This window comes from Mesorhizobium sp. M1252 (genome assembly GCF_040318265.1).
In the GTDB taxonomy this organism is placed as follows: Bacteria; Pseudomonadota; Alphaproteobacteria; order Rhizobiales; family Rhizobiaceae; genus Mesorhizobium.
In genome coordinates, this window is sequence record NZ_JAMYLX010000001.1 from 58,299 (window position 1) to 79,843 (window position 21,545).

A 21,545-nucleotide genomic window follows, 5' to 3' on the forward strand; every position below is an offset into this window, starting at 1 on the left:
GGCTCCTTGCCGCACGGGATGCGATCACGGCGGCTTAAAATAATCGCGTCAATACCTAACCCGGCGGGGGCAGGTATCCATAGCTGATTTGCGACTTCCCGCAAAAGGAAAGCGACCGCAAATCTATTGGAATTCTTGTCGATTTTGCGACAGGCGTTGGCGCTGGCGGGCCGTTTCGAATAGGGTGCATGACTACGATCCGGGCGAGAAGCCGCCATACGCGGCCGCAAACGGTTTTTAGGGAAAAAACGATCATGAGTGAAAACGCGTCAGTCGACCAGGAAGCGTCCAATGCGCGACGTGGACGTGCTGCCAGCGGCGGCGCGGCTGCAAGGCGGGCGGCGCGCTCGGGCGGCGGACCGGGCACCCAGCTCACCTATATCAAGCGCAAGATCAACATCTATGAGGTCCTCAACGAGGAAGGCCTGGCGATTATCGAAAACAACACCGATACGGTGCTGGAAGAGATCGGCATCATCTTTCGCGACGACGCCGAGGCGCTGCAGCTTTGGAAAGAGGCGGGCGCCGACGTCAAGGGCGAGCGCGTGCATTTTCCCAAGGGCCTCTGCCGCTCGCTGCTGAAGACCGCGCCGCCCATCTACACCCAGCATGCGCGCAACGCCGAACGTTCGGTGCAGATCGGCGGCAACGCCACGGTCTTCGCGCCGGTCTATGGTCCGCCCTTCGTGCGCGATCTCGACGGTGTCAGGCGCTACGCGACGATCGAGGATTTCCGGAATTTCGTGAAGCTCGCCTATATGGCGCCGTCGATCCACCATTCGGGCGGCACGGTGTGCGAGCCGGTCGATGTGCCGGTCAACAAACGCCATCTCGACATGATCTACAGCCACATCAAATATTCGGACAAACCGTTCATGGGTTCGGTGACGGCGCCAGAGCGGGCCGAAGACACCGTCGCCATGGCCAAGATCGTGTTCGGCGACGATTTCGTCGAAAACAACACCGTGCTGACCAGCCTGATCAACGCCAATTCGCCGATGGTGTTCGACGAAACCATGCTGGGCGCGCTGAAGGTTTATTCGCGTCACAACCAGGCTTGCATCGTCACGCCGTTCATCCTTGCCGGCGCGATGAGCCCGGTCACGGTGGCCGGCACGCTGACACAGGTTCTGGCCGAGGTGCTGGCCGGTGCCTCTTTCACGCAGTTGATCCGCCCCGGCGCGCCGGTACTGTTCGGCACCTTCGCCTCGTCGATCTCCATGCAGTCTGGTGCGCCGACCTTCGGCACACCGGAGCCGTCGCTGGTTTCCTACGGCGCCGCACAGCTTGCCCGCCGGCTCGGCCTGCCGTTCCGCACCGGCGGATCGCTCTGCGCCTCCAAGGTTCCGGACGCGCAGGCCGCCTATGAGAGCGCCAACACGCTGAACTCGACCATTCTTGCCGGCACCAATTTCGTCCTGCATTCGGCAGGCTGGCTCGAAGGCGGACTGGCGTCCTGCTACGAAAAATTCATGATGGACATCGACCAGCTCGGCATGACGCAAAAGTTTTCCGAAGGCGTCGACCTCTCGGAAAACGGCCAGGCGATGGACGCCATCCGCCAGGTTGGCCCGGGCAGCCACTATCTCGGCTGCGACCACACCCAGGCCAATTTCCAGACCGCCTTCTACCGCTCCAGCATCGCCGACAACAATTCCTACGAGCAGTGGCTGGCCGAGGGCGAGAAGACAGCGCCGCAGCGCGCCAACGAACTCGCCCGCCGCTGGCTGGAGACCTATGAGGCGCCGTATCTCGATCCGGGCATCGACGACGGGCTGAAGGACTACATCGCGACGAAGAAGGCGTCGATGGCTGACGCCTTCACCTGAAAGGAGCCCGAGTCAGGCGGGGCTAAAGTCGCCAACATCATCCACAAGGAAGTCTGGCGGAGCGCTTTCTCCGACCCGGACAAGAAGGGATGATTGCGCGGCGCCGGGCTGACGAGATAGCGGCCGCGCTTTCCGCCGACGGCCTCATCCTGCGCGGCGGCTTCAATTTCGCAACAAGCGAAACGCCGCCGCATGGCCCTTCAGTTGCCCCCGCCAAATCCGTGCTGTTGGTGGGGCAGGCGGGAGCGGCACCCTGGCCGCATTTCCTGCGCTGGCGCGACCGGCAACCGCAAACCATTGCTAATCCGCTCGACACATGGTCGCGCGCAGTGATCGGTGCGGTGGCGGAGAAATTCGGCGCGCGCGCCGTTTCGCCTTCGGACAGACCTTATCTGCCGTTCCAGCAATGGGCGATGCGAGCGGAGAGGCTGAGACCGTCGCCGCTGGGCATCCTGATGCATCCGCAGTACGGGCTCTGGCATGCCTATCGCGGCGCGTTGCTGTTCGAGGATGAGATCGCGCTTCCTGAACGTCGCGAAGCGATTCACCTTTGCGACGCCTGTGTTGCAAAACCTTGCCTGAAATCCTGTCCGGTTGACGCCTATTCCGCGGATGGTTTCGCTCATCAGGCTTGCCTGGCGCATGTGCGGGGATCGAAGGGCGAACCATGCCGCGGCGGCGGCTGCCTCGACCGCAACGCCTGTCCGTATGGCACGGCCCATCGCTATCCGCCTGAGGTTCAGGCCTTTCACATGACGGCGTTTGCCGGCCTGTAGCCGGGTCGAAAGCCCGCACAAAGTGTTGAACGGGATTGTCAGGGAACGGCTTGCCCTGACGGTGCCTGCTTATATGTATCGCACGACATTTAACGGAGCGGGCCATGGCGAAGCAGGACATTGAGATCAAGACCGGGGACGGCGTGGCGAAAGCCGGGCTGTTCCGCTCGGCGACCGCTTCCTCGTCCAGGGCCGGCATCATTCTCTATATGGACGCTTTCGGTCCGCGACCGGCGCTCGACGCAATGGCGGAACGGCTGGCAGGCGAGGGCTATGCCGTGCTGGTGCCGGATCTTTTCTATCGCAAAGCACCCTACGGGCCGTTCGAGCCCAAGACCGCTTTCGTCGTCGAGGAGACCAAGGTCGCGCTGACGGCGTTGGTCCACGGCACGACACAGGACATGACCATCCGCGACAGCAGGGCGTTCCTCGACACGCTTACCGCTGAAGGTGTCACCGGACCGGTCGGTGTCGTCGGTTACTGCATGGGCGGGGCGCGGGCTTTGAATGCGGCTGCAACCTATCCCGATCGCATCGTGGCGGCGGCGAGCTTCCATGGCGGCAATCTGGCCAGCGATGCCGCCGACAGCCCGCACCGCAAGGCCGCAATGATCAAGGCGCGCGTCTATGTCGGGACATCGGGCGTCGACCGCAGCTTTCCGCCGGAGCAGTCGGCGCGGCTGGTCGAGGCGCTGCGCGTGGCGGAGGTCGACCACGCCATCGAAAACTATGCCGGCATGGCGCATGGCTGGTGCGTGTCGGACCACAGCGTCTTCAACGCGGCCGGCGCCGAACGTCATTGGAAGCGACTGACGACGCTGTTCGCCGAGACGCTGATCTAACGAGGCGTTGCCTGAAGTCGCAACGAACGGGTAGAGACTGCACGATTGGCGCGGCCTGTTAAAACAGCGCCAGTCGAGCGGGAACGAACAGCCTGATGCAATCCTATGATGTCGTGGTGATCGGCGCCGGTGCGGCCGGAATGATGTGCGCCATCGAGGCGGGCAAGCGCGGCCGCTCGGTCCTGGTGCTCGATCACGCGGCAAAGCCCGGCGAGAAGATCCGCATCTCCGGCGGTGGCCGCTGCAATTTCACCAACATCCACACCAGCCCGAAGAATTTCATCTCCGGCAATCCGCATTTCTGCATTTCGGCGCTCAGCCGCTACACGCAAGGCGACTTCATCGCGCTCGTCGAACGCCATGGCATTGCCTGTCACGAGAAGACGCTGGGACAGCTGTTTTGCGACGGCTCGGCGCGCCAGGTCATCGACATGCTGGTTTCCGACATGCAGGATTGGGGTGTGGAACTGGCGTTGTCGACCGAGGTGAGGAACGTCAGCAAGACCGCGGACGGGTTTGTGCTGACGCTCTCCGCTGGCAGCGTCGCTTGCAGCTCGTTAGTCGTGGCTTGCGGGGGCAAGTCGATCCCCAAAATGGGCGCGTCCGGTTTCGGCTACGAGCTTGCGGCGCAATTCGGCCTTGCGGTGGTGGAAACACGGCCGGCGCTGGTGCCGCTTACCTTCGACGCAAGAACGCTCGAGCGGCTGGCGCCTTTGGCCGGCAATGCCGTCGATGCCGAAGTCGCCTGCGGCAAGACGCGGTTTTCAGAAGCGATGCTGTTTACGCATCGCGGCTTGAGCGGGCCTTCCATCCTGCAAATATCGTCCTATTGGCGCGAGGGCGACGAGATCCGCATCGCCATGCTGCCGGGGAGGGATGTGGCGGAACTGCTTCGCGCCGCCCGGCGCGTCAACGGCAGGCAAGCGGTGCAGACGGTGCTTGCAAACCATTTGCCGAAGCGCCTTGCGCAAGCAGTCGCCGAGCGCAGTGGGATCGATGGCAATCTCGCTGATTTGACAGACCTGCAAATGAAAACCGTCGAAGCCGCCGTCAACGACTGGCGCATCAAGCCGGCCGGCTCCGAGGGTTACCGCACGGCGGAAGTGACGCTTGGCGGTGTCGATACCAACGGGCTCGATCAGAAGACGATGCAGGCGAAATCCGTGCCGGGGCTGTTTTTCATCGGCGAAGTCGTCGATGTCACGGGCTGGCTGGGCGGCTATAATTTTCAGTGGGCTTGGTCGTCCGGCTGGGCCTCGGGCCAGGTGTGCTGATATTCAGGTGAGGCCGGCCTGCAAACGACGGCTTTCAGTGCTTCCGGTGCTCGCGTACCAAAAGTACGCTCCACTCCGGTTCTCGAAATCCATCGTTTTCGGCTCGGCCTCACCTGAATCTCAGCGCACCTGTTGCGCGTGCATCCGTCGCCTCGGAAAAAAATCTTTCCATAACCCCAAGGATTGGCCATTAGCCTTCGTCCAACAGGCAAATGATGGCGATGATGCTGGATGAAAGCGAAGCCTCCGACGCCGAATTGATCGGGCGGGCGAAGGGCGGAGACAGGGGTGCCTTCGGCAAATTGCTGGAGCGGCACTACGACTTCGTCTATCGCGCCGCCTATCGCTGGTGCGGAAAGAAGGCCGATGCCGAAGACATCGCCCAGGAGGTCTGTGTCCGTCTCGGCAAGGCGATCCGCGACTACCGCGGCGGCGGCGCGTTTACGACATGGCTCTATTCCGTGACGCTGAACGCGGCGCGCGACATGATGCGCAAGACGACGCGCGAAAACGTCAAGACCGAGGCTTTCGGCGCCTACAGCATGATATCGGGAGAGGCATCCGCCGAGCCCGAAGATCCGACTGAGGCGCTCTGGGCAGCGGTGCGGCAATTGCCGGACAAGCAGCGCGATGCAGTACTTCTGGTCTATGGCGAAGGTTTGAGCCATGCGGCCGCCGCCGAGGCGATGGCAATCTCGGAGACGACGGTTTCCTGGCACATCCATGAAGCGAAGAAACGGCTGAAGACGTTGATGCGTTCAGCCGGGGAAGTGTGACCATGGTCGACGACAACGAACTCAACAGGCTGCGCGACGCAGCAGTACCGGCGCCGGGCGAGAGCGCGAAGACACGCGCCTTCGAAGCCGCCATGCGCGCCTATGATCAGGAAAATATTTCTGCCGTCACCCAAGGATCGGTCGGCGGGCTTCGTCTCACAGAGCGAGCACAAAAGCTCTGGAGCGAGATCATGCAAAAGAAACTCATCGCCACGCCAGCCATTGCCGGGCTCGTCGCCCTGCCGATCGCCGGATACGCCACCTTCCACATCCTGAGGGAACAGCCGTTGCCGTTCGGTAGCGACGAGAAGATCACTGAGACGCTGGCCGACAAGCCGGCAACCAATGGGCCGGCGATCAACGCGCCGGTAAAAGAAAAGCAGGCGCCTGAAGGCGACAAGAAGGCCGACGCCGATGTGCGAAGCCGCGACACCACTACGACGCTTACGCCGCCCGCGCCGCCGAAGCCCGAATCGACCGTTGCTGTCGCCCCTGCGCAGCAGGATGCGCTGGGGCGCGGCGTGTTGGCCGAGCCTGCGCCAGTTGAGAGCCGCGAGTTTTCGCTTGACGGCACCGCTGCTCCGGCCGGCGGCGCGCGGGTCGACCGCATGGCCGGCGCGACCGAGTCCAAGTACCTGGCGCAGCCTTCGACGATGCCGGCCGACCAGATAGCGCCGCAGGAGCCAAACCGCGACCGCGTCGAGGATTTCAAGACCAATCCGGTGCATGCAGCCCTTCAGGATCCGGTCTCGACCTTCTCGATCGACGTCGACACCGCTTCCTATTCCTTCGTCCGCGGCTCGCTGAAGCAGGGCTACCTGCCGCAGGCCGACACGGTGCGCGTCGAGGAGATGGTCAATTACTTCCCCTATGACTGGAAGGGTCCGGACTCGGCTTCGACGCCGTTCAACTCGACCGTAAGCGTCATGCCGACGCCGTGGAACGGGCACACCAAGCTGATGCACGTCGCCATCAAGGGCTTCGACATCAAGCCGGTCGAGCAGCCGAAGGCCAATCTGGTGTTCCTGATCGACGTCTCGGGTTCGATGGATGAGCCGGACAAGCTGCCGCTGCTCAAGTCGGCTTTCCGGCTGCTGGTCAGCAAGCTCAAGGCGGACGACACCATCTCGATCGTCACCTATGCCGGTGACGCCGGCACCGTGCTGATGCCGACCAAGGTCACCGAGAAGGACAAGATCCTCAACGCTATCGACAATCTGCAGCCGGGCGGCTCGACGGCCGGCGAGGCGGGTATCAAGGAAGCCTACAAGCTTGCCCAGCAGTCCTTCGTCAAGGACGGCATCAACCGTGTGATGCTGGCCACGGACGGCGACTTCAATGTCGGCCAGACCGATGACGACGATCTGAAGCGACTGATCGAGCAGGAGCGCAAGACCGGCGTCTTCCTGTCGGTGTTCGGCTTTGGACGCGGCAATCTGAACGACCAGATGATGCAGACCATCGCCCAGAACGGCAACGGCACCGCCGCCTATATCGACACGCTGGCCGAGGCCGAGAAGGTTCTGGTCGAGGATGCTTCCTCGACGCTGTTCACCATCGCCAAGGACGTCAAGGTCCAGGTCGAGTTCAATCCGGACAAGGTCTCGGAGTACCGGCTGATCGGCTATGAAACCCGCGCCTTGAACCGCGAGGACTTCAACAATGATCGCGTCGATGCCGGCGATATCGGCTCCGGTCATTCGGTGACCGCCATCTACGAGATCACGCCGAAGGGCAGTGGCGGCGAGCAGATGGATCCGCTGCGCTACGGCCAGGCGACGGTCAACAATGGCGGTGTCGCCAATGCCGACGAATATGCCTTCGTGAAAATCCGCTACAAGCTGCCGAACGAAGACGTCTCGAAGCTGATCACCACGCCGGTGACGTCGGCCAACGAGGTCGCGTCCTTCGACCAGGCCAGCACCGACCAGCGTTTCTCCATCGCTGTCGCCGCCTTCGGCCAGAAGCTGCGCGACGAGGATGCGACCGCGAAGTTCGGCTACGACAAGATCATGGAGATTGCCACCGCCGCCCGAGGAGCCGACCCGTTTGGGTACAGGTCCGAGTTCCTTTCGCTTGTGCGCCTTGCCTCGGCGCTCGGCGGTAACCGGTAGTGGCAATACAGCCGGTTCCTTTCAGACGGGGGTCGTTCTGATACGGGGAACCGGCTACGGGCGGGTGAGGCAGGCCGGCGGGGGAAACCCTGCCGGCCTTTTTTCGGATCGATTGATCCGAAGCGCACAGATGATCCGCCTGATCGTTAAATTGCGCGGCTTTTCCGGAACGTCATCGCAATGCCCTGCTATTATTGCATGGGGTCGGGACTGGGCTTGGGGAGCCGGGAATTGCAGATCATGAACATTGGAAACACGACGCCGGCGGTGAGACACACGCAGGCGTCGGGAACGCTGTCGCCAGAATCCAGGCGCATCATGGATGACGTCGACGCAGCCCGGAATACCGCAAAGTCGGCGCTGACCAATGACCGCTTTCGCGTCATGCTGGAGCAGATCGGCAATCCGCAGTCGTCGGGTGACCTGGTGACGATGAATGAAAGCGCCGACAGCACCGCCCTGGATTTCACGACGGCGCTATCGCGTTACGCTGAAAACAGCGAATAAGTTCGATATCAGGCCCGGCTGCGGCGGCGTTCGCGGCGGGCTTCGCTGGTCTCGGCGGTGTTTTCCGTCGCCACCTTGTTGCGCATCGGACCGATGCGCTCGATGATCCCCGCGACGGTCGGGCGTTCGGATTTGGTGTGCGCGTCGAGCGCCTTGCGCATGGCGGCAAGGTGCTGGAACGAGGTGCCGCAGCAGCCGCCGATGATCTTCGCGCCGCCATCCACCGCCAGCCGGACATAGTCGGCCATCAGCTCCGGCGTGCCGGAATAATGGATCTCGGTGCCACGAAATTCGGGAATGCCGCAATTGCCCTTGACGATCACCGTCGCTTCCGGCTTCGCCTCGGTCATGTCGAGCAGCGAGGCCAGGATGTCGGAGGCGCCGACACCGCAATTGGCGCCGACACCGAGCGGCGTCTCTGAAAGTCCGTCGGCGACGCCGTGGATATCCCTGGGCAGCAGGCCCATCATGGTGCGGCCGGCAGTGTCGAAGGAGCCGGTATAGGTGTAGGGCAGGCCGACGCGGATGGCGGCTTGCGCCGCGGCGCGGATCTCGTCCGGCGCCGACATGGTCTCGATCCAGGCGACTTCGGCGCCGCCTTCCTTCAAGCCTTCGATCTGTTCGGCGAAGGCCTCGACCGCCTCGTCATAGGTCATGGCGCCGAGCGGCACCAGCAACTCGCCGGTCGGCCCGACCGAGCCGGCGACGATGACTTTCCTGCCGGCCTTGTCGGCGACCGCCCGGGCAATCTCTGCGGCGCGCTTGTTCAGCGCATGCACGCGGTCCTGCGCATGGTGCAGCTTCAGCCGGTGGCGCGTGCCGCCGAACGAGTTGGTGAGAATGATATCGGCGCCAGCGTCGACGAAATTCTGGTGCAGGCTGGTGATGGTATCGGGCGCTGTCTCGTTCAGCAACTCCGGCGCTTCGCCGGCCTCCAGACCCATGGCGAACAAATTGGTGCCGGTGGCGCCATCGGCGAGCAGCACGCCCTTTTCGGCCAGCAGAGCATCGATGGGATTGTTCGCGGTCATCGGATCGACTTTCAGATATTTGATTGGAATAAGGATATAAAGAAGTCTTTATGTCCAGTCAATGTGTTTGCAACCTGCAATGCCGCGCGGCGCACCTTTCCGGGGCGTTGGCGATCAGGCAGAACCCGATGGAAATGACGCGCCGGCCAGATTGCGCGCGTAGGCGGCGGCCTCATGCGGGTTGATGTCGGCGGCCCGGATCAGATTGTCGAAATGCTGGGTCAGCGCTTGGACCGGCTGGGTGGCGTTCAGCACGACATACATGTCGCCGACATAGATGGCGGCGCGGTAGGGACCGAAGATTGTCAGCGGGATCGAATAGCGCATGCGGCCGTCATAGAGGAACAGCCGGAAGGTGGGGTAGAGATCGTCAAGCAGCGTCGCCATATGGGCAAGCTGCTGCCGGCGGTCGGCCTCGGGAAAGCGGTCCCAGACGCCCAGGCCGCGGGCAAAGATCTCAAGCGTATGGCGCGGCATGCAGACCTCCATGTCGGTCTCAGGGCGCCGGTTGTACTCGATGCGGTACTGCGTCTCGCTGGCCTGCGCCAGACGGCTGCGGTTCGTGATGTTGGCTTCGTAGTCGACCAGCTGGCGTGTGCGCAGGAGATCGGGAATGCCGGCCGGCACATAGCGGATCTTGGTGCCTGCGGCCTCGGCGAACCATTTGGCGAGCAGCGTGCGGTCGAAGCCGTCGGGCGCCTCTTCGATCTCCAGGCTTTCGCGGATTTCGCCGGTGACGCCTTCGTCCTGGGAGAGGCCGAGCAGCCAGTCCAGCGAGATCTTGAATTCGGCGGCGATGTTGAGCAGCGTTTCGGCACGTGGCAGGCGCGTCGAGGCGCCGGACATCAGTTGCGACAGCGCCGACCGGTCGATGCCGACTGCTGACGCGAAGGCCGACTGGTTGAGATCGGACCGTGTCAGGAGCAGCTTCAGGCGCTCCCGGAAGATTGCCGAAAGGTCCCGTTTGTCCACTGTTCGTTCTCCGCGCTCTCTTAGGAAAAATTTGCGCCCGAGCCGTCGAATCAGCACTTCCAGCGTAAATGAATCCGTAGGGTTGTTTACAATGTATAACATCTGCGGTCAAAAATGCGCAATCGCAACATTTTGTACACTTTGTCTCGTTGAGCGGAATCGCTTCTCCTGACACTATGCTGTCAGGAACCAATTCCGGCGACTGAGGGGCAGTGGTCGATAGCATGACAGGCAAGCGCATCAAGCGACGCGACGCAGCGGCCATCGAGTGGCCGACCGTGGTCCTCGCTTTCTTCTGTTACGGAATGTGGCTCGCTGCCGGGCTCCTGCTCTGGCCCTCTTATCCGATCCCGGCACTTCTTCTCCTCGGCTTCGTCCTGGCCTTGCAGTCATCGATCATGCACGAAGTGCTGCATGGCCATCCGACGCGCAGCGCGCTCATCAACGAAGCCTTCGTCTTCCTGCCGATCGGCCTGGTCTGGCCGTTCCGTCGCTTCAAGACGCTTCATTTGCGCCACCACGCCGACGAGCGCCTGACCGATCCGCTCGACGATCCCGAGAGCTATTACCAGGCGCTGTGGATGCATGATGATCTGCCGCCGACGATGAAATTCCTGCTCAAGATAAACAACACCATGGCCGGCCGTTTCTTTCTCGGCCCTTGGCTGTCCTGCATCGGTTTCTTCGTCGACGACGCCAGGCATGTGATTGCCGGCGACAAGGCGATCGGCAAGGCATGGCTGCTGCATGCGATCGGCCTCGCCATCGTAGTGCCGATCGTGCAGTTCGGCTTCGGCATTCCCGTATGGCTCTACATTCTGGTGCCGGTCTGGCTCGGCCAGTCGCTGATCGCGGTCCGGACTTTCGCCGAACATCAGTGGTCCGAGCACCCTGAAGGACGCACGGTGATCATCGAGCGCTCGCCGCTGTCGTTCCTGTTCCTCAACAACAATCTGCACTTCGTTCACCACAAGACCCCGACCGTTGCCTGGTACAGGCTGCCAAAACTGTTTGCCGACCGCCGCGACGAGTGGCTGCGGATGAACAATGGCTACGCCTATCCGAACTATTTCGCACTGATCAAAGCCTACGCCTTCAAGGCCAAGGAGCCGATCGTGCACCCGGTGCTGCGCCGCCGGCCCGAGCCGGGCAGGGCGTTCAAGCCGCGCATCAGGGCGCGCAGCATCAGCGGGCTTGGCAGCGCGCCGGTTCCGGCCGAGCCGCCGAAGGAATAATCCCCGGACTTCCCGAACCCGTGTCGGCCAATTCTGATTGGACGCCGCGTTTTTGCGATCCTTTCCCGAGCCATGATGATTGAGTGTCGGCATGAGTGATTTGGTTGCGGCATTGCCGATGTATGACTGGCCCGAAGTGCGCGGCGAGGTCGACGCGCAATGGGCAGCGTTGCGCGATGCTTTTCGGCACAAGGGCGTCGATGGGCCGCAGACAATCGTGCGCCGCAATGGCGACCTGCCGCCGGTGCCGGGCGGTATCCACGACGCCGAGGGCAGACTGATCGCGCCCGATCCGGCGATACTGCCGCCGGACGAACTCGACCATCACCAGCTTTGGCTGCATCCGGCGCTGCTGTTCGCGCAGACCTGCTGGGGGCCGATGGAACTCGGCCTGAGCAAGCATGTGCAGGTGGTCGGCCAGCCGAGCTACGACGCTTACGAGGGCGGCGAAGGCGAACTCTATTCGAGCGCGCTGGTGATGCGGACGGGCGAGGGACCGGAGGTTCGCTCGCCCGCGGATGGCAAAGCCTCGCTGCCGCTCGATCTGATGCGCGGCAAGCGTTTTACCTACAACAGCCTCGATTCGATGTCGGGCATCATTGCACTGGCGCGCGACCTGCAGGCCGCCGGCGAAAGCCTGGATATCTTTTCCTCGCGCAGCGAAAGCGGTGGCCATCGCGGCTCGATCGTCGCGGTCGCCGAGGGCAAGGCGGATATAGCTGCCATCGACTGTGAGAGCTGGGCGCTGGCGCAGCGTTTCGAACCTGCGGCAAACGCCGTGAAGGTGGTCGGCTGGACGGCAAGGCGCAAAGGCCTGCCCTACATCACCGCCAGGACGACGCCGGAAAAGACGCTCAAGGCTCTGCGCGAGGCGCTTGCCGGATCAGCCGAGCAGCCTCGCATCCAACGGGTAGGTTGAAAGCTGCTCGTTACCGGTCTCGGTGATCAGGATCTGTTCCTCGATCTTGACGCCCTCATGGCCGCCGAGACGGCCGATATAGCTTTCCACGCACAGGACCATTCCCGGCTCCAGCACGCCGTCGGGCGTGTCCGGCGTCCAGTCGCTTGCATGCGGCAGGGTTGGATACTCGTCGGCGAGGCCGACGCCGTGATAGAGCACGCCGTAGCGCGCCGGGAAGCAATCTCCCGGCGGCACCACCGAGCGTTCGACCAGGTCGCGGAAGGATATGCCGGGCTGCATCAATTGCGTGTTGTGGGCGATCTGGTCGGCGGCGATGTGGAAGAGGTCCCGTTGCTCGTTCGATGGTCTCGCATCGCCGCAAAGCCAGGTGCGGGAGAGATCGGCGCAGAAGCCGTAGGGGCCGATCAGGTCGGTGTCGAAGGCGACGAGGTCGCCTGCTTCGATCACCCGTGATGAGCATTCCTGGAACCACGGATTGGTGCGCGGTCCCGAGGCAAGCAGCCGGGTTTCGATCCATTCGCCGCCGCGCGCAATGTTGCCGCGGTGGAGTTCGGCCCACAATTCGTTTTCGGAAATGCCCGGCGTCAGCGCCTTCTCCATTTCACCCATCGCCGCTTCGCAAGCGACGATTGCGCGGCGCATGGCGAGGATCTCGTCCGGCGATTTGATCAGCCGCGCATTTTCCATCACCGCTTCGCCATTGCCGATCGAAATGCCGAGGCGGGCGAGTTCCTCGACGCCTTCCGGGTTGATGTGGTCGACCGCAATGCGGCTGTTGCCGCCGCCATGCTCCTTGACCAGATCGGCGATGCCGGCCGCCCAGCGGCGGACTTTGTGCTCGGTCAGCTCGCCGCCATAGAGATACATCCACGACACTGCCGGCCGCACCTCGTCGACGACGCCGGAATGATCGGACAGATGCTCGCAAGAGAAATAGTCGAACAGCACCACGGGTCCCTCAGTGGCGACGAAGCAGTGGCGGGTCGGATTGTGCGCGACCCACAGCTGCATGTTGGTCGAATCGGTGGCGTAGCGGATGTTGACGGGGTCGTAGAGCAGCGCGCCGGCGTAGTTTCGGCGCCTCAGTTCGGCGCGGAGGCGCTCGAGCCGGTATTTGCGCATCGCGGCAAGATCGGGCGCGGCGATGCCTGCCGCTTGCCATTCGGCTTCAGCCAGCGCGCCATAGCCCAGCACATGCTGGTTCAGCGACGCCGCTTTCTGGCGCGAGGCGTCGCGCAAGGCTTCGACGGAGCCCGGCTCGAACGGCATGATCTTGCGGTGACGGCCGAACCCTTGTTTCTCCACCCGACGCCTCCCTGCCGACTTACTGTGGCGCTGCGCCCGCGGCCGCTTTCTTCAGCCGCGTGACCGTCAGCGTGCGGGTGGGCGGCTCGCTGTCGAACAGCATCGGGACGACCAACTGCTGCGGCGAGCCGTCAGCGACATAGCCGGCCTCGCTCAAGGCCCGCAGGATGCCCTCAGGAGGTTCCTTGTCATTGGCCATCACGAGCACCGCCGGCTCGATCAGCAAATGGCCGAAGTCCGGCATCTCGTCGTCGAGCACGACCAGATCGGGATCGACAAGACGCAGATTTCCCACCCAGTGCCAGCTCGATATCGCCGTGCGAACCGGACCGTTTGCCGTCAGCTGGCCATAGAGCGACTGGTAGTCGACACGCACGATGCTGCCGCGGCTGTCGCCGCCATTGAGGTGCGTGTACCAGGTCACCGGCAGCACGAGGATGGCAAGCGTTGCGCCGACAAAGACGACGACGTCCTGCACCTTCCTTCCCTTGTCGCCTCTGGCATCCATCCGCAAGGCCAGCGCGACCGGCAGCAACACAAGGATGGGAAGCATCCAGCGATCGCGAAATTGCGTCGTCCCGCTCGCCAGGACGAGCACGATGGTCATCGCCAGGGCAAAAGCGATGGTGCGCCACACCAGTTTCTCGGTCCATGGCGCCGGTTGCAGAGCCGGCGCCGGCTTTTTCCATGCGATGAGCAAAGCCGCGACGAATATGCCGGCCGGCAACACGGCGAAATACAGGATAGCCTTGCCCAGTCCGCGCATTCCGTAGAATGCGGTTTGTATGGCGCTTTCTCCTCTGCCCATGCCGAAGCCGCCGCTGTGCGACAGCAACTGGTCGGTGTAGGTCAGGTTCCAGTAGAGCGTCGGCAGGCAAAGCAGCACCGCCACGACAAGGCTGATCGAAAACCGGCGGTTGAGGATGACGCCGCGCGTTTCGCGCAGCGACAGGGTGGACAGCATCAGCGCGCCGAGAAAGATCGCGTTGTTGTATTTCGACAGGATGGCGGCGGCCATCGCCACGCCAAACAGCACATAGGTGGCCAGCGAACGCCGCTGCACCAGTTCAACGAGCGCAAGAAACAGCACCACTGAAAAACAGAAAGCGGCGATCGAGTGGGTGAGGGCGTGCTGCATCTCCCACACCATCTGCGGAAACAACAGCAGGCCGAACAATGCGGCGGCGCCAGCGCGGCTGGAATAGCCCAGGCGGCGGACAGCGATGAAAACCGACGCCAGCGCCGCTCCGATCAGCAGGTACTTCACGATCTTGAGCGCCAGGATGTTCGTTCCGACCACGGCGGCGACGAGGCGGGCAAGCCAGGTGTAGAGCGGCGGCTGCGAGCCGCCATAGCCAGCCCAGAGGTAGTGCATGTACATCAGCTGTTCGGAATCGTCGACGCCGACACCGGTTCCTACGACATGGGACAGCAGCGCCATCACCACGATCTGGACGACGCAATAGACCGCGACGCAGACCAGTGCGGCGTTGAAGGGACCGACCTTGCCTTCGCCGAGCCAGTCCGTCCATTTCTCTAGATACTGCAAGGGGATCGTCTTCTCATCGAGGGAAAATGCCTGCGGCCAACTGCCGAAGGCCCCTTACACGATCTCACGCTCCCTGTCGCCTTTTCAGGTCCGCATCTTCTCGCCGCTGGGGTCGAAGGGCGCCTCGACATTGACGCGCGCCGGACGCCGGTGGCCGAGGATCTCGATCTCGAACAGTCCGGCACTTTCGTCCTCGGCGAGTGCCGCCGGCACATAGCCCTGCGCCATCGACTTCTGCACATAGTGCGCATAACCGCCCGAGGTGACCCAGCCGACCACGCGCCAGTCGCCGTCGACGATGCCGCGCACGGCGGAAGCGCCTTCGGCAGCCTTCGAGCCACGCACTTCCTTGCCCGCCATGTCGAAGCGTGGCGCGCCATAGCCATGCGGCTTTTCCACCGTGCCATAGTCCTTGCCGACCTTGGCCCAGATCGGCTCGTCGCCCATGACATCGGCGTCGGCCGCATCGACGATAAAGGAAACGCGGCGCAGTTTCGGCCCTTCCGCCTGTTCCTTGGCGGCGGCCTCGCGACCGATGAAGTCGTTCTTCTCCAGCTTGATGAAGCGGTCCATCGCGCCTTCGAACGGCCCGTAGATCGGGCGCAGCTCGCGGTACCAGGTCGGGAAGTTCTTCTCCAGGCGCATGGAGAGCAAAGCGCGCATGCCGAAATCGACGAGGCCGAACTCCTCGCCGGCGTCCTTGATCGCCTTGTAGACCAGGCGCTCATAGGCCGGCGCCATCCAGATTTCATAGCCGAGATCGCCGGTATAGGTGATGCGGTTGACCATGCAGGGCGCGCCGCCGACCGCCATTTCGCGGAAATCCATGAAGCGGAAAGCTTTCGTCGAGATGTCGACATCGACCAGGTTCTGCAAGAGGTCGCGCGATTTCGGCCCGGCGATCGACAGGCCGACGAGCGTCTGATCGAAGCGGTGGATGCGCACCGAACCATCCTTCGGCAGGTGCTTTTCGAACCAGCGCATGTGGTATTTCTGCGCGGCGGAAGAGCCCCAGATCATAAATCTGTCTTCGCCTGCCTTGGCGATGGTGAAGTCGCCGATCAGCTTGCCGAATTCGTTGATCATTGGCGTCAGCACGATGCGGCCGATCTTCGGCATGCGGTTGGTCATCAGCCGGTTGAGGAAATCCTCAGCCGCAGGTCCCGACACTTCGTATTTGGCGAAGTTGGCGATTTCGGTGACGCCGACGCGTTCGCGCGTGGCGCGCACTTCCTCGCCGATAGGACCGAAATCGTTTGAGCGGTGGAAGGAGACGACGTCCTTCGGCTCCTTGCCCTTCGGCGCGAACCACAGCGGGGTCTCCAGGCCCCAGCTATCGCCCATGACGGCGTTGTTGGCGAGCATCGTGTCATAGAGCGGGGTGGTTTGTGCAGGGCGCGCAGCCGGCAGCTCTTCATTGGGGAAGCGGATGGAGAAGCGGCGCGAATAGTTTTCGCGCACCTTTGCGTTGGTGTAGCGCAGGCCGGCCCACTCGCCGAAGCGGGCGACATCCATGCCCCAGACGTCGAAGCCGGGATCGCCATGCACCATCCAGTTGGACAGCGCGAGGCCGACGCCGCCGCCCTGGCTGAAGCCGGCCATGACGGCGCAGGCGCACCAGAAATTGGTCAGGCCCTGCACCGGCCCGACCAGCGGATTTCCGTCGAGCGCGAAGGTGAAGGGGCCGTTGATGATCTGCTTGATGCCGGCTTTCTCGATGCCGGGGAAATGCTTGAAGCCGATCTCCAGCGACGGCGCGATGCGGTCGAGGTCGGGCGGCAGCAGTTCATGGCCGAAATCCCACGGCGTATTGACCGGCGACCATGGCTTGCAGGCCTTTTCATAGGTGCCGAGCAGGATGCCGTTGCGCTCTTGGCGGGTGTAGATCTCGCCCTTGAAGTCGAGCACGCCGATCATCTCGCGGCCGGTCGATTTGTTGAATTCCTCGACCTCGGGCATCGGCTCGGTGAGCAGGTACATGTGCTCCATGGCCAGCACCGGCAGTTCGACGCCGACCATGCGGCCGATCTCGCGCGCCCACAGGCCGCCGCAGTTGACGACATGCTCGGCGTGGACGGTGCCCTGTTCGGTGACGACGTTCCAGGTGCCGTCAACTTCCTGCGTCAAGTCGACGACGCGGTTGCGCAGCACGATCTCGGCGCCCAGCTTCTTGGCCGCCTTGGAGTAGGCGATCGTCGTGCCGGAGGGATCGAGATGGCCTTCGACCGGATCCCACATGGCGCCGACGAAATTGGTCTCGTCCATCAGCGGGAACATCGCCTTGGCTTCGGAGGGCGTGATCAGCTCGGTGTCCATGCCGAGATAGCGGCCCTTGGCGTGTGCCAGGCGCAGAAAATCCATGCGCTCGGGCGTATCGGCCATCATCACGCCGCCGGTCAGATGCAGCGAGCAGGACTGGCCGGAGATTTCCTCGATCTCCTTGTAGAGCTGCACCGTATAGGCCTGCAGTTTGGCGACGTTGGGATCGCCGTTCAGCGTGTGGAAGCCGCCGGCTGCGTGCCAGGACGAGCCGGAGGTGAGCTCGGACCGCTCGATCAGCATGATGTCGGTCCAGCCGGCCTTGGCCAGGTGATAGAGCACCGAGCAGCCAACGACGCCGCCGCCAATGACAACCGCTTTAACGTGAGATTTCATGAGAGATAGGTCCGTTTTTTAAGAGATTGAATCGAATGGGCGTGGCGTGAAAACAAAGCGGAGATCGGCCGCAGCGACGTTCTCGGCCAACCTGCCATCAAGCGCGGCAAGGATGGTTTCGCAGACGGAAGTGCGATGGTTCAGGACGTCATGGTTCCAGAGACGCAGGATCGAATGGCCTTGCGCTCGCATGAAATCGTCACGGCGACGGTCATAGGAGCTGCCGGCGTGTTGATGGCCGTCGATTTCCACGACAAGCCATTTTTCGCGGCAGGCGAAGTCTGCAAAAAAGGGTCCGATGGAAAACTGGCGGGTGAAGCGATAGCCGCCAAGCTTGCGCGCCTTCAATTCAAGCCATAGCAATGCTTCCGCCTGATTGCCGCCTTGCCTCAGCGTTCGCGCGCGTTGGGTGGTGCCCATCTTGCGGCGACTGCGGGTTTCATGAGCGCCGTCCCCCACTCCGTCGCCGCTTCGCGGCGCCACCTCTCCCCCCTCCGGAGGGAGAGGAAGGGAGCCAGCCCGCATAAATTCGCGCCCTTGCATAGGCTCGCGCCTTTCCTCTCCCCCGTCGATCGGGGGAGAGGTGCGAGCGAAGCTCGACGGAGTGGGGGTCGACTGTTCATCAACAACATTGATCAAAAATCGGTCGGCGCGCCGCCTTCGGACGTGCGCTTTTCGACGAAGTCGTTGAGCTCTTCGCGAATTGCCGGGTCCATATAGGGTTCCTCGTAGGATGCCAGCCGCTCCTTCCAGACCTTGTTGGCCTTTTCCAGCGCGGTCGGCGATCCGGCTTCGGCCCAGGTCTCGAAATTGCGCCAGTCGGAGAGGATGGGCGAGTAGAAGGCTGTCTTGTAGCGGTCCTGCGTGTGCTGGGTGCCGAAGAAATGGCCGCCGGGGCCGACCGACTGGATGGCGTCGAAGCCGAGCGCTTCGTCGGACAGGTCGAGCGGGGTGAGGAACTCGGCCACCATCTGCAACAGGTCAATGTCCAGCATGGTCTTCTCGTAGGAACAGCGCAGGCCGCCTTCGAGCCAGCCGGCGCCGTGCATCATCAGATTGCCGCCGCCCTGGATGGCGCCCCACAGCGAGAACACACTTTCATAGGCTGCCTGCGCGTCGACGGTGTTGGCGGCGCAGGTATTGGAGGTGCGGTAGGGGATCTTGTAACGGCGGGCAAGCTGGCCGCCGACAAGCTGCGCCTTCATATATTCAGGCGTGCCGAAGGCCGGCGAGCCCGACTTCATGTCGACATTCGAGGTGAAGCCGCCATAGCCAACCGGCGCGCCCTTTCTCACCATCTGGGCAAAGGCGATGCCGGACAGCGCCTCGGCATTTTGCTGCACCAGCGCACCGGCGATGGTCACCGGCGCCATCGCGCCGGACAGGGTGAAGGGCGTGATGACGACGACCTGACCCTTGCTCGACATCTGGATGATGCCTTCCATCATCGGCACATCCAGTTTCAGCGGCGAATTGGTGTTGATGATGGTGAAGACGGACGGCTCTTCGAGCATCTGCTCATGGCTGATGCCGCGGGCGATCCTGGCGATCTCGATGCCGTCGACATTGCGCTCCTTGCCGAGCGAATAGATGTGGAACACCTTGTCGGTCAGCGTGGCGAGGTCGCGGATGCATTCGAGGTGGCGCACGGAAGGATGGATGTCGGTCGGCTCGACCGGATAACCGCCGGTGCAGTTCAGGATGTTGTGCATCTGCGCCAGACGCAGGAAGTTGCGGTAGTCCTGCTGGTTGCCCGGACGGCGGCCGCGATCGAGGTCGGAGCAGTTCGGTGCCGACGCCATCATCGACAGGATCACATTGTTGCCGCCGAAGCGCACATTGTGCGCCGGGTTGCGGGCATGGAGCGTGAATTCCGACGGGCAGTTGGAGATGAGATCGAGGATCATGTCGCTGTCGAAGCGCACGCGCTCGCTGCCCTCGCGGACATCGGCGCCGTTTTCCTTCATCATGCGGCGCGCTTCGTCATGCAGCACGTCGACGCCTATTTCCCTCAAGACGCGCAGCGAGGCGAGGTGGATCGATTCCAGCTCGTCGTCAGAGACCAGCTTGGTCGGCGTTAGCGGATTTCTCAGTTGCCGAAAAGCCGGCTGTTCGAAGGCGGCCGAGCCGCCGGCGCGCTTGCCCGCACGGCCACCGCGACGGGCACGGTCGGTTGCCAAAGGCGGTTCGGCTGGATGCAGGGCGGCGGTCATGATGGTCCTCGTACGATGCTGGTAGCGGGCGGCATAATGGACCGGCGGCTGTCCGACCATTGCGGAGGCGGCGACCACTAGGACGATGGAAGCGACATGCCCGAACGGCAGTCCGATAGCTGACAACCTTGCCGGGGATTGGCGGACAGGACGCGCCCACTGCGGCTCTTGGCGCAAGGGGATTTCAGGCGCGGCCCTTCCTTTCCCTAAATCGAACCGCTAGCTCAGTGGTTTGCCGCTGGATGGGCCGGCAATTCATGTGGAAGGCATCATGGCTGCGACCGGTTCGAGCGATGGCGAAGCGGGGACGCAATGGGCGGCGCTTGCCGGCGTAACTGCCGCCCTCGCGATGTTCGGTGCGGCGCAAGGGCTGAGCTCGCCGCTGTTTACGCTGCTGATGCAGAAGCAAGGCATGTCGCCGGCGCTGATCGGCTTGTCGGCAGCGATGATGCCGCTTGGTCTGATCCTTTCGGCCTCGTTCGTGCCGGCAGCCGTTCGGCTGGTCGGCGCGCGCAACCTGGCTGTGGGTTGCTCATTGATTGGGGCGCTGTGCTTCCTCGGCATCGGCTACCTGCAGGACTGGGTGGGCTGGTTCGTCATCCGCTTCATCATCGGTATCGTCATCAACCCGCTCTATATACTGGGCGAAGTATGGGCGCTGTCGCTGGCGCCGCCGTCGCGCCGCGGCAGGGTGATGGGGGCATTCAACACCGTGCTGGGCGCTGGCTATGCTGCGGGGCCTTTGGTCCTGACCGCGGTAGGGATATCGGGCTGGGTTCCTTTCCTGGTCGGCATGGCCGGCTTCATCCTGTGCGCCGCGATCCTTCGTGCTGTTTCGTCAAGCCTCGCCGGCTTCGAGGATGACGGCCAATTGCCCGGCGGCTTTTTCGGTTTCGCCAGGCTGGCGCCGGCGCTGTTGTTTGCCGTGCTGGTTTCGGCGGCGGTCCAGCAGGGCACCTACGCATTGATGCCGGTCTTCGGTGCTGCCTATGGCCTGCCCGAAAGGACGCTGGCGGCCTTGGTGATGGCACTGTCGCTGGGAAACATCTTCCTGCAAATCCCGCTCGGCCTGCTTGCCGAGCGTTTCGGCGGGCGGGCGATGATCATCTTCTGTGCGTTGGCGACAACGGCCTGCGCGGTTTTGCTGCCGTTGTTGATCACGACGCCGGCGATCTGGCTCGTCCTTCTCGTCATGGGAGCGGTCGGCTATGGCGTCTACACCATGGCGCTGGTGGAGCTCGGCAGCCGCTTCAAGGGAACCGTGCTGGTCGCCGGTAACGCCGCCTTTGCCTTGATGTGGGGCGCCGGCGGCATTGTCGGCCCGCCCGGCGCCGGTGCGCTGATGCAGGTCATCGGTCCGCTCGGCCTGCCGGTGGTGATCGCCGGACTCGACGCGCTGCTGGTGAGCTTCGCGCTCTACCGATCGTTCAAGCGCCAAAACTCCTGACGGCCCAAAACTCCTGACAGGCCAAAAACTCCTGACAGGCCTTGTCTGGAGCAAACGGTTTTCCCCGGGGCGGGGCTTACCCGCGTCGGACAGAAAAG

Annotated in this window: 17 protein-coding genes; 10 read left to right on the plus strand and 7 right to left on the minus strand. The window is 63.1% G+C overall.

All coding sequences use genetic code 11. The annotated features are described in order from the left end of the window. Nucleotides 1-254 precede the first annotated feature (254 nt). The 7 genes from NKH22_RS00275 to NKH22_RS00305 all read left to right on the plus strand — a co-directional run bounded on the left by NKH22_RS00275 (nt 255) and on the right by NKH22_RS00305 (nt 8,118). Nucleotides 255-1,829: a trimethylamine methyltransferase family protein gene (locus NKH22_RS00275; protein ID WP_023670403.1), complete on the plus strand. Its 1,575-nt coding sequence runs from the start codon at nt 255-257 to the stop codon at nt 1,827-1,829. 89 nt (nt 1,830-1,918) lie between these two features. Beyond that, nucleotides 1,919-2,605 carry a hypothetical protein gene (locus tag NKH22_RS00280; protein WP_023681775.1) on the plus strand — a complete coding sequence of 229 codons (687 nt, stop codon included), beginning with the start codon at nt 1,919-1,921 and terminating at the stop codon, nt 2,603-2,605. A gap of 104 nt (nt 2,606-2,709) precedes the next feature. Next, nucleotides 2,710-3,447: a dienelactone hydrolase family protein gene (locus NKH22_RS00285; protein ID WP_023691017.1), complete on the plus strand. Its 738-nt coding sequence runs from the start codon at nt 2,710-2,712 to the stop codon at nt 3,445-3,447. Between the two features lie 95 nt (nt 3,448-3,542). Further along, nucleotides 3,543-4,721: a BaiN/RdsA family NAD(P)/FAD-dependent oxidoreductase gene (locus tag NKH22_RS00290; protein WP_023822193.1), complete on the plus strand. Its 1,179-nt coding sequence runs from the start codon at nt 3,543-3,545 to the stop codon at nt 4,719-4,721. Nucleotides 4,722-4,936: 215 nt separating this feature from the next. Then, nucleotides 4,937-5,497, plus strand: coding sequence for an RNA polymerase sigma factor (locus NKH22_RS00295; RefSeq protein ID WP_023696454.1), 561 nt, complete (start codon nt 4,937-4,939; stop codon nt 5,495-5,497). A 2-nt stretch (nt 5,498-5,499) separates the two neighbouring features. Next, a complete protein-coding gene (locus NKH22_RS00300; protein ID WP_352807327.1) occupies nt 5,500-7,611 on the plus strand; it encodes a vWA domain-containing protein in 2,112 nt (703 codons plus the stop codon). Nucleotides 7,612-7,851: 240 nt separating this feature from the next. Beyond that, nucleotides 7,852-8,118 (plus strand): hypothetical protein, encoded by a 267-nt coding sequence (locus tag NKH22_RS00305; RefSeq protein ID WP_023724232.1) that lies wholly within the window; start codon nt 7,852-7,854, stop codon nt 8,116-8,118. A gap of 8 nt (nt 8,119-8,126) precedes the next feature. Here NKH22_RS00305 and bmt read toward each other — a convergent pair whose 3' ends face one another. After that, a complete protein-coding gene (bmt, locus tag NKH22_RS00310) occupies nt 8,127-9,149 on the minus strand; it encodes a betaine--homocysteine S-methyltransferase (RefSeq protein ID WP_023681769.1) in 1,023 nt (340 codons plus the stop codon). Between the two features lie 114 nt (nt 9,150-9,263). Then, nucleotides 9,264-10,121, minus strand: a complete 858-nt coding sequence (locus NKH22_RS00315) for a helix-turn-helix domain-containing protein (protein ID WP_023681768.1) — start codon at nt 10,119-10,121, stop codon at nt 9,264-9,266. A gap of 224 nt (nt 10,122-10,345) precedes the next feature. Between NKH22_RS00315 and NKH22_RS00320 the strand changes: the two genes are divergently transcribed. Both NKH22_RS00320 and NKH22_RS00325 read left to right on the plus strand, forming a co-directional pair. After that, nucleotides 10,346-11,356: a fatty acid desaturase gene (locus NKH22_RS00320; protein ID WP_031249048.1), complete on the plus strand. Its 1,011-nt coding sequence runs from the start codon at nt 10,346-10,348 to the stop codon at nt 11,354-11,356. Between the two features lie 91 nt (nt 11,357-11,447). After that, on the plus strand, nt 11,448-12,275 hold the full coding sequence (locus tag NKH22_RS00325) for a phosphate/phosphite/phosphonate ABC transporter substrate-binding protein (RefSeq protein ID WP_023741575.1): 828 nt from the start codon (nt 11,448-11,450) through the stop codon (nt 12,273-12,275). On the opposite strand, the gene NKH22_RS00330 is transcribed toward NKH22_RS00325, so the two are convergent. From NKH22_RS00330 to NKH22_RS00350, 5 genes are all read right to left on the minus strand, one after another. After that, nucleotides 12,240-13,547 carry a M24 family metallopeptidase gene (locus NKH22_RS00330; RefSeq protein WP_352908971.1) on the minus strand — a complete coding sequence of 436 codons (1,308 nt, stop codon included), beginning with the start codon at nt 13,545-13,547 and terminating at the stop codon, nt 12,240-12,242. The two genes, NKH22_RS00325 and NKH22_RS00330, sit on opposite strands and share 36 nt — an antisense overlap. 55 nt (nt 13,548-13,602) lie before the next feature. Further along, nucleotides 13,603-15,132, minus strand: a complete 1,530-nt coding sequence (locus NKH22_RS00335) for an ArnT family glycosyltransferase (protein ID WP_023670415.1) — start codon at nt 15,130-15,132, stop codon at nt 13,603-13,605. A gap of 84 nt (nt 15,133-15,216) precedes the next feature. Continuing rightward, nucleotides 15,217-17,787, minus strand: a complete 2,571-nt coding sequence (locus NKH22_RS00340) for a GcvT family protein (RefSeq protein ID WP_023741572.1) — start codon at nt 17,785-17,787, stop codon at nt 15,217-15,219. A gap of 18 nt (nt 17,788-17,805) precedes the next feature. Continuing rightward, a complete protein-coding gene (locus NKH22_RS00345; RefSeq protein WP_023688130.1) occupies nt 17,806-18,270 on the minus strand; it encodes an endonuclease domain-containing protein in 465 nt (154 codons plus the stop codon). 152 nt (nt 18,271-18,422) lie between these two features. Beyond that, nucleotides 18,423-20,000 (minus strand): trimethylamine methyltransferase family protein, encoded by a 1,578-nt coding sequence (locus tag NKH22_RS00350; RefSeq protein ID WP_352497843.1) that lies wholly within the window; start codon nt 19,998-20,000, stop codon nt 18,423-18,425. A gap of 271 nt (nt 20,001-20,271) precedes the next feature. Between NKH22_RS00350 and NKH22_RS00355 the strand changes: the two genes are divergently transcribed. Continuing rightward, nucleotides 20,272-21,447 (plus strand): MFS transporter, encoded by a 1,176-nt coding sequence (locus NKH22_RS00355; RefSeq protein ID WP_352908651.1) that lies wholly within the window; start codon nt 20,272-20,274, stop codon nt 21,445-21,447. Nucleotides 21,448-21,545 lie beyond the last annotated feature (98 nt).

What these genes read in the sequence shown, in the direction of transcription:
- NKH22_RS00275 (WP_023670403.1), top strand. Translation starts at nt 255, where the DNA reads ATGAGTGAAAACGCGTCAGTCGACCAGGAAGCGTCCAATGCGCGACGT.
- NKH22_RS00280 (WP_023681775.1), top strand. Translation starts at nt 1,919, where the DNA reads ATGATTGCGCGGCGCCGGGCTGACGAGATAGCGGCCGCGCTTTCCGCC.
- NKH22_RS00285 (WP_023691017.1), top strand. Translation starts at nt 2,710, where the DNA reads ATGGCGAAGCAGGACATTGAGATCAAGACCGGGGACGGCGTGGCGAAA.
- NKH22_RS00290 (WP_023822193.1), top strand. Translation starts at nt 3,543, where the DNA reads ATGCAATCCTATGATGTCGTGGTGATCGGCGCCGGTGCGGCCGGAATG.
- NKH22_RS00295 (WP_023696454.1), top strand. Translation starts at nt 4,937, where the DNA reads ATGGCGATGATGCTGGATGAAAGCGAAGCCTCCGACGCCGAATTGATC.
- NKH22_RS00300 (WP_352807327.1), top strand. Translation starts at nt 5,500, where the DNA reads ATGGTCGACGACAACGAACTCAACAGGCTGCGCGACGCAGCAGTACCG.
- NKH22_RS00305 (WP_023724232.1), top strand. Translation starts at nt 7,852, where the DNA reads ATGAACATTGGAAACACGACGCCGGCGGTGAGACACACGCAGGCGTCG.
- bmt (WP_023681769.1), bottom strand. Translation starts at nt 9,149, where the DNA reads ATGACCGCGAACAATCCCATCGATGCTCTGCTGGCCGAAAAGGGCGTG.
- NKH22_RS00320 (WP_031249048.1), top strand. Translation starts at nt 10,346, where the DNA reads ATGACAGGCAAGCGCATCAAGCGACGCGACGCAGCGGCCATCGAGTGG.
- NKH22_RS00325 (WP_023741575.1), top strand. Translation starts at nt 11,448, where the DNA reads ATGAGTGATTTGGTTGCGGCATTGCCGATGTATGACTGGCCCGAAGTG.
- NKH22_RS00330 (WP_352908971.1), bottom strand. Translation starts at nt 13,547, where the DNA reads ATGCCGTTCGAGCCGGGCTCCGTCGAAGCCTTGCGCGACGCCTCGCGC.
- NKH22_RS00340 (WP_023741572.1), bottom strand. Translation starts at nt 17,787, where the DNA reads ATGAAATCTCACGTTAAAGCGGTTGTCATTGGCGGCGGCGTCGTTGGC.
- NKH22_RS00350 (WP_352497843.1), bottom strand. Translation starts at nt 20,000, where the DNA reads ATGACCGCCGCCCTGCATCCAGCCGAACCGCCTTTGGCAACCGACCGT.
- NKH22_RS00355 (WP_352908651.1), top strand. Translation starts at nt 20,272, where the DNA reads ATGGCTGCGACCGGTTCGAGCGATGGCGAAGCGGGGACGCAATGGGCG.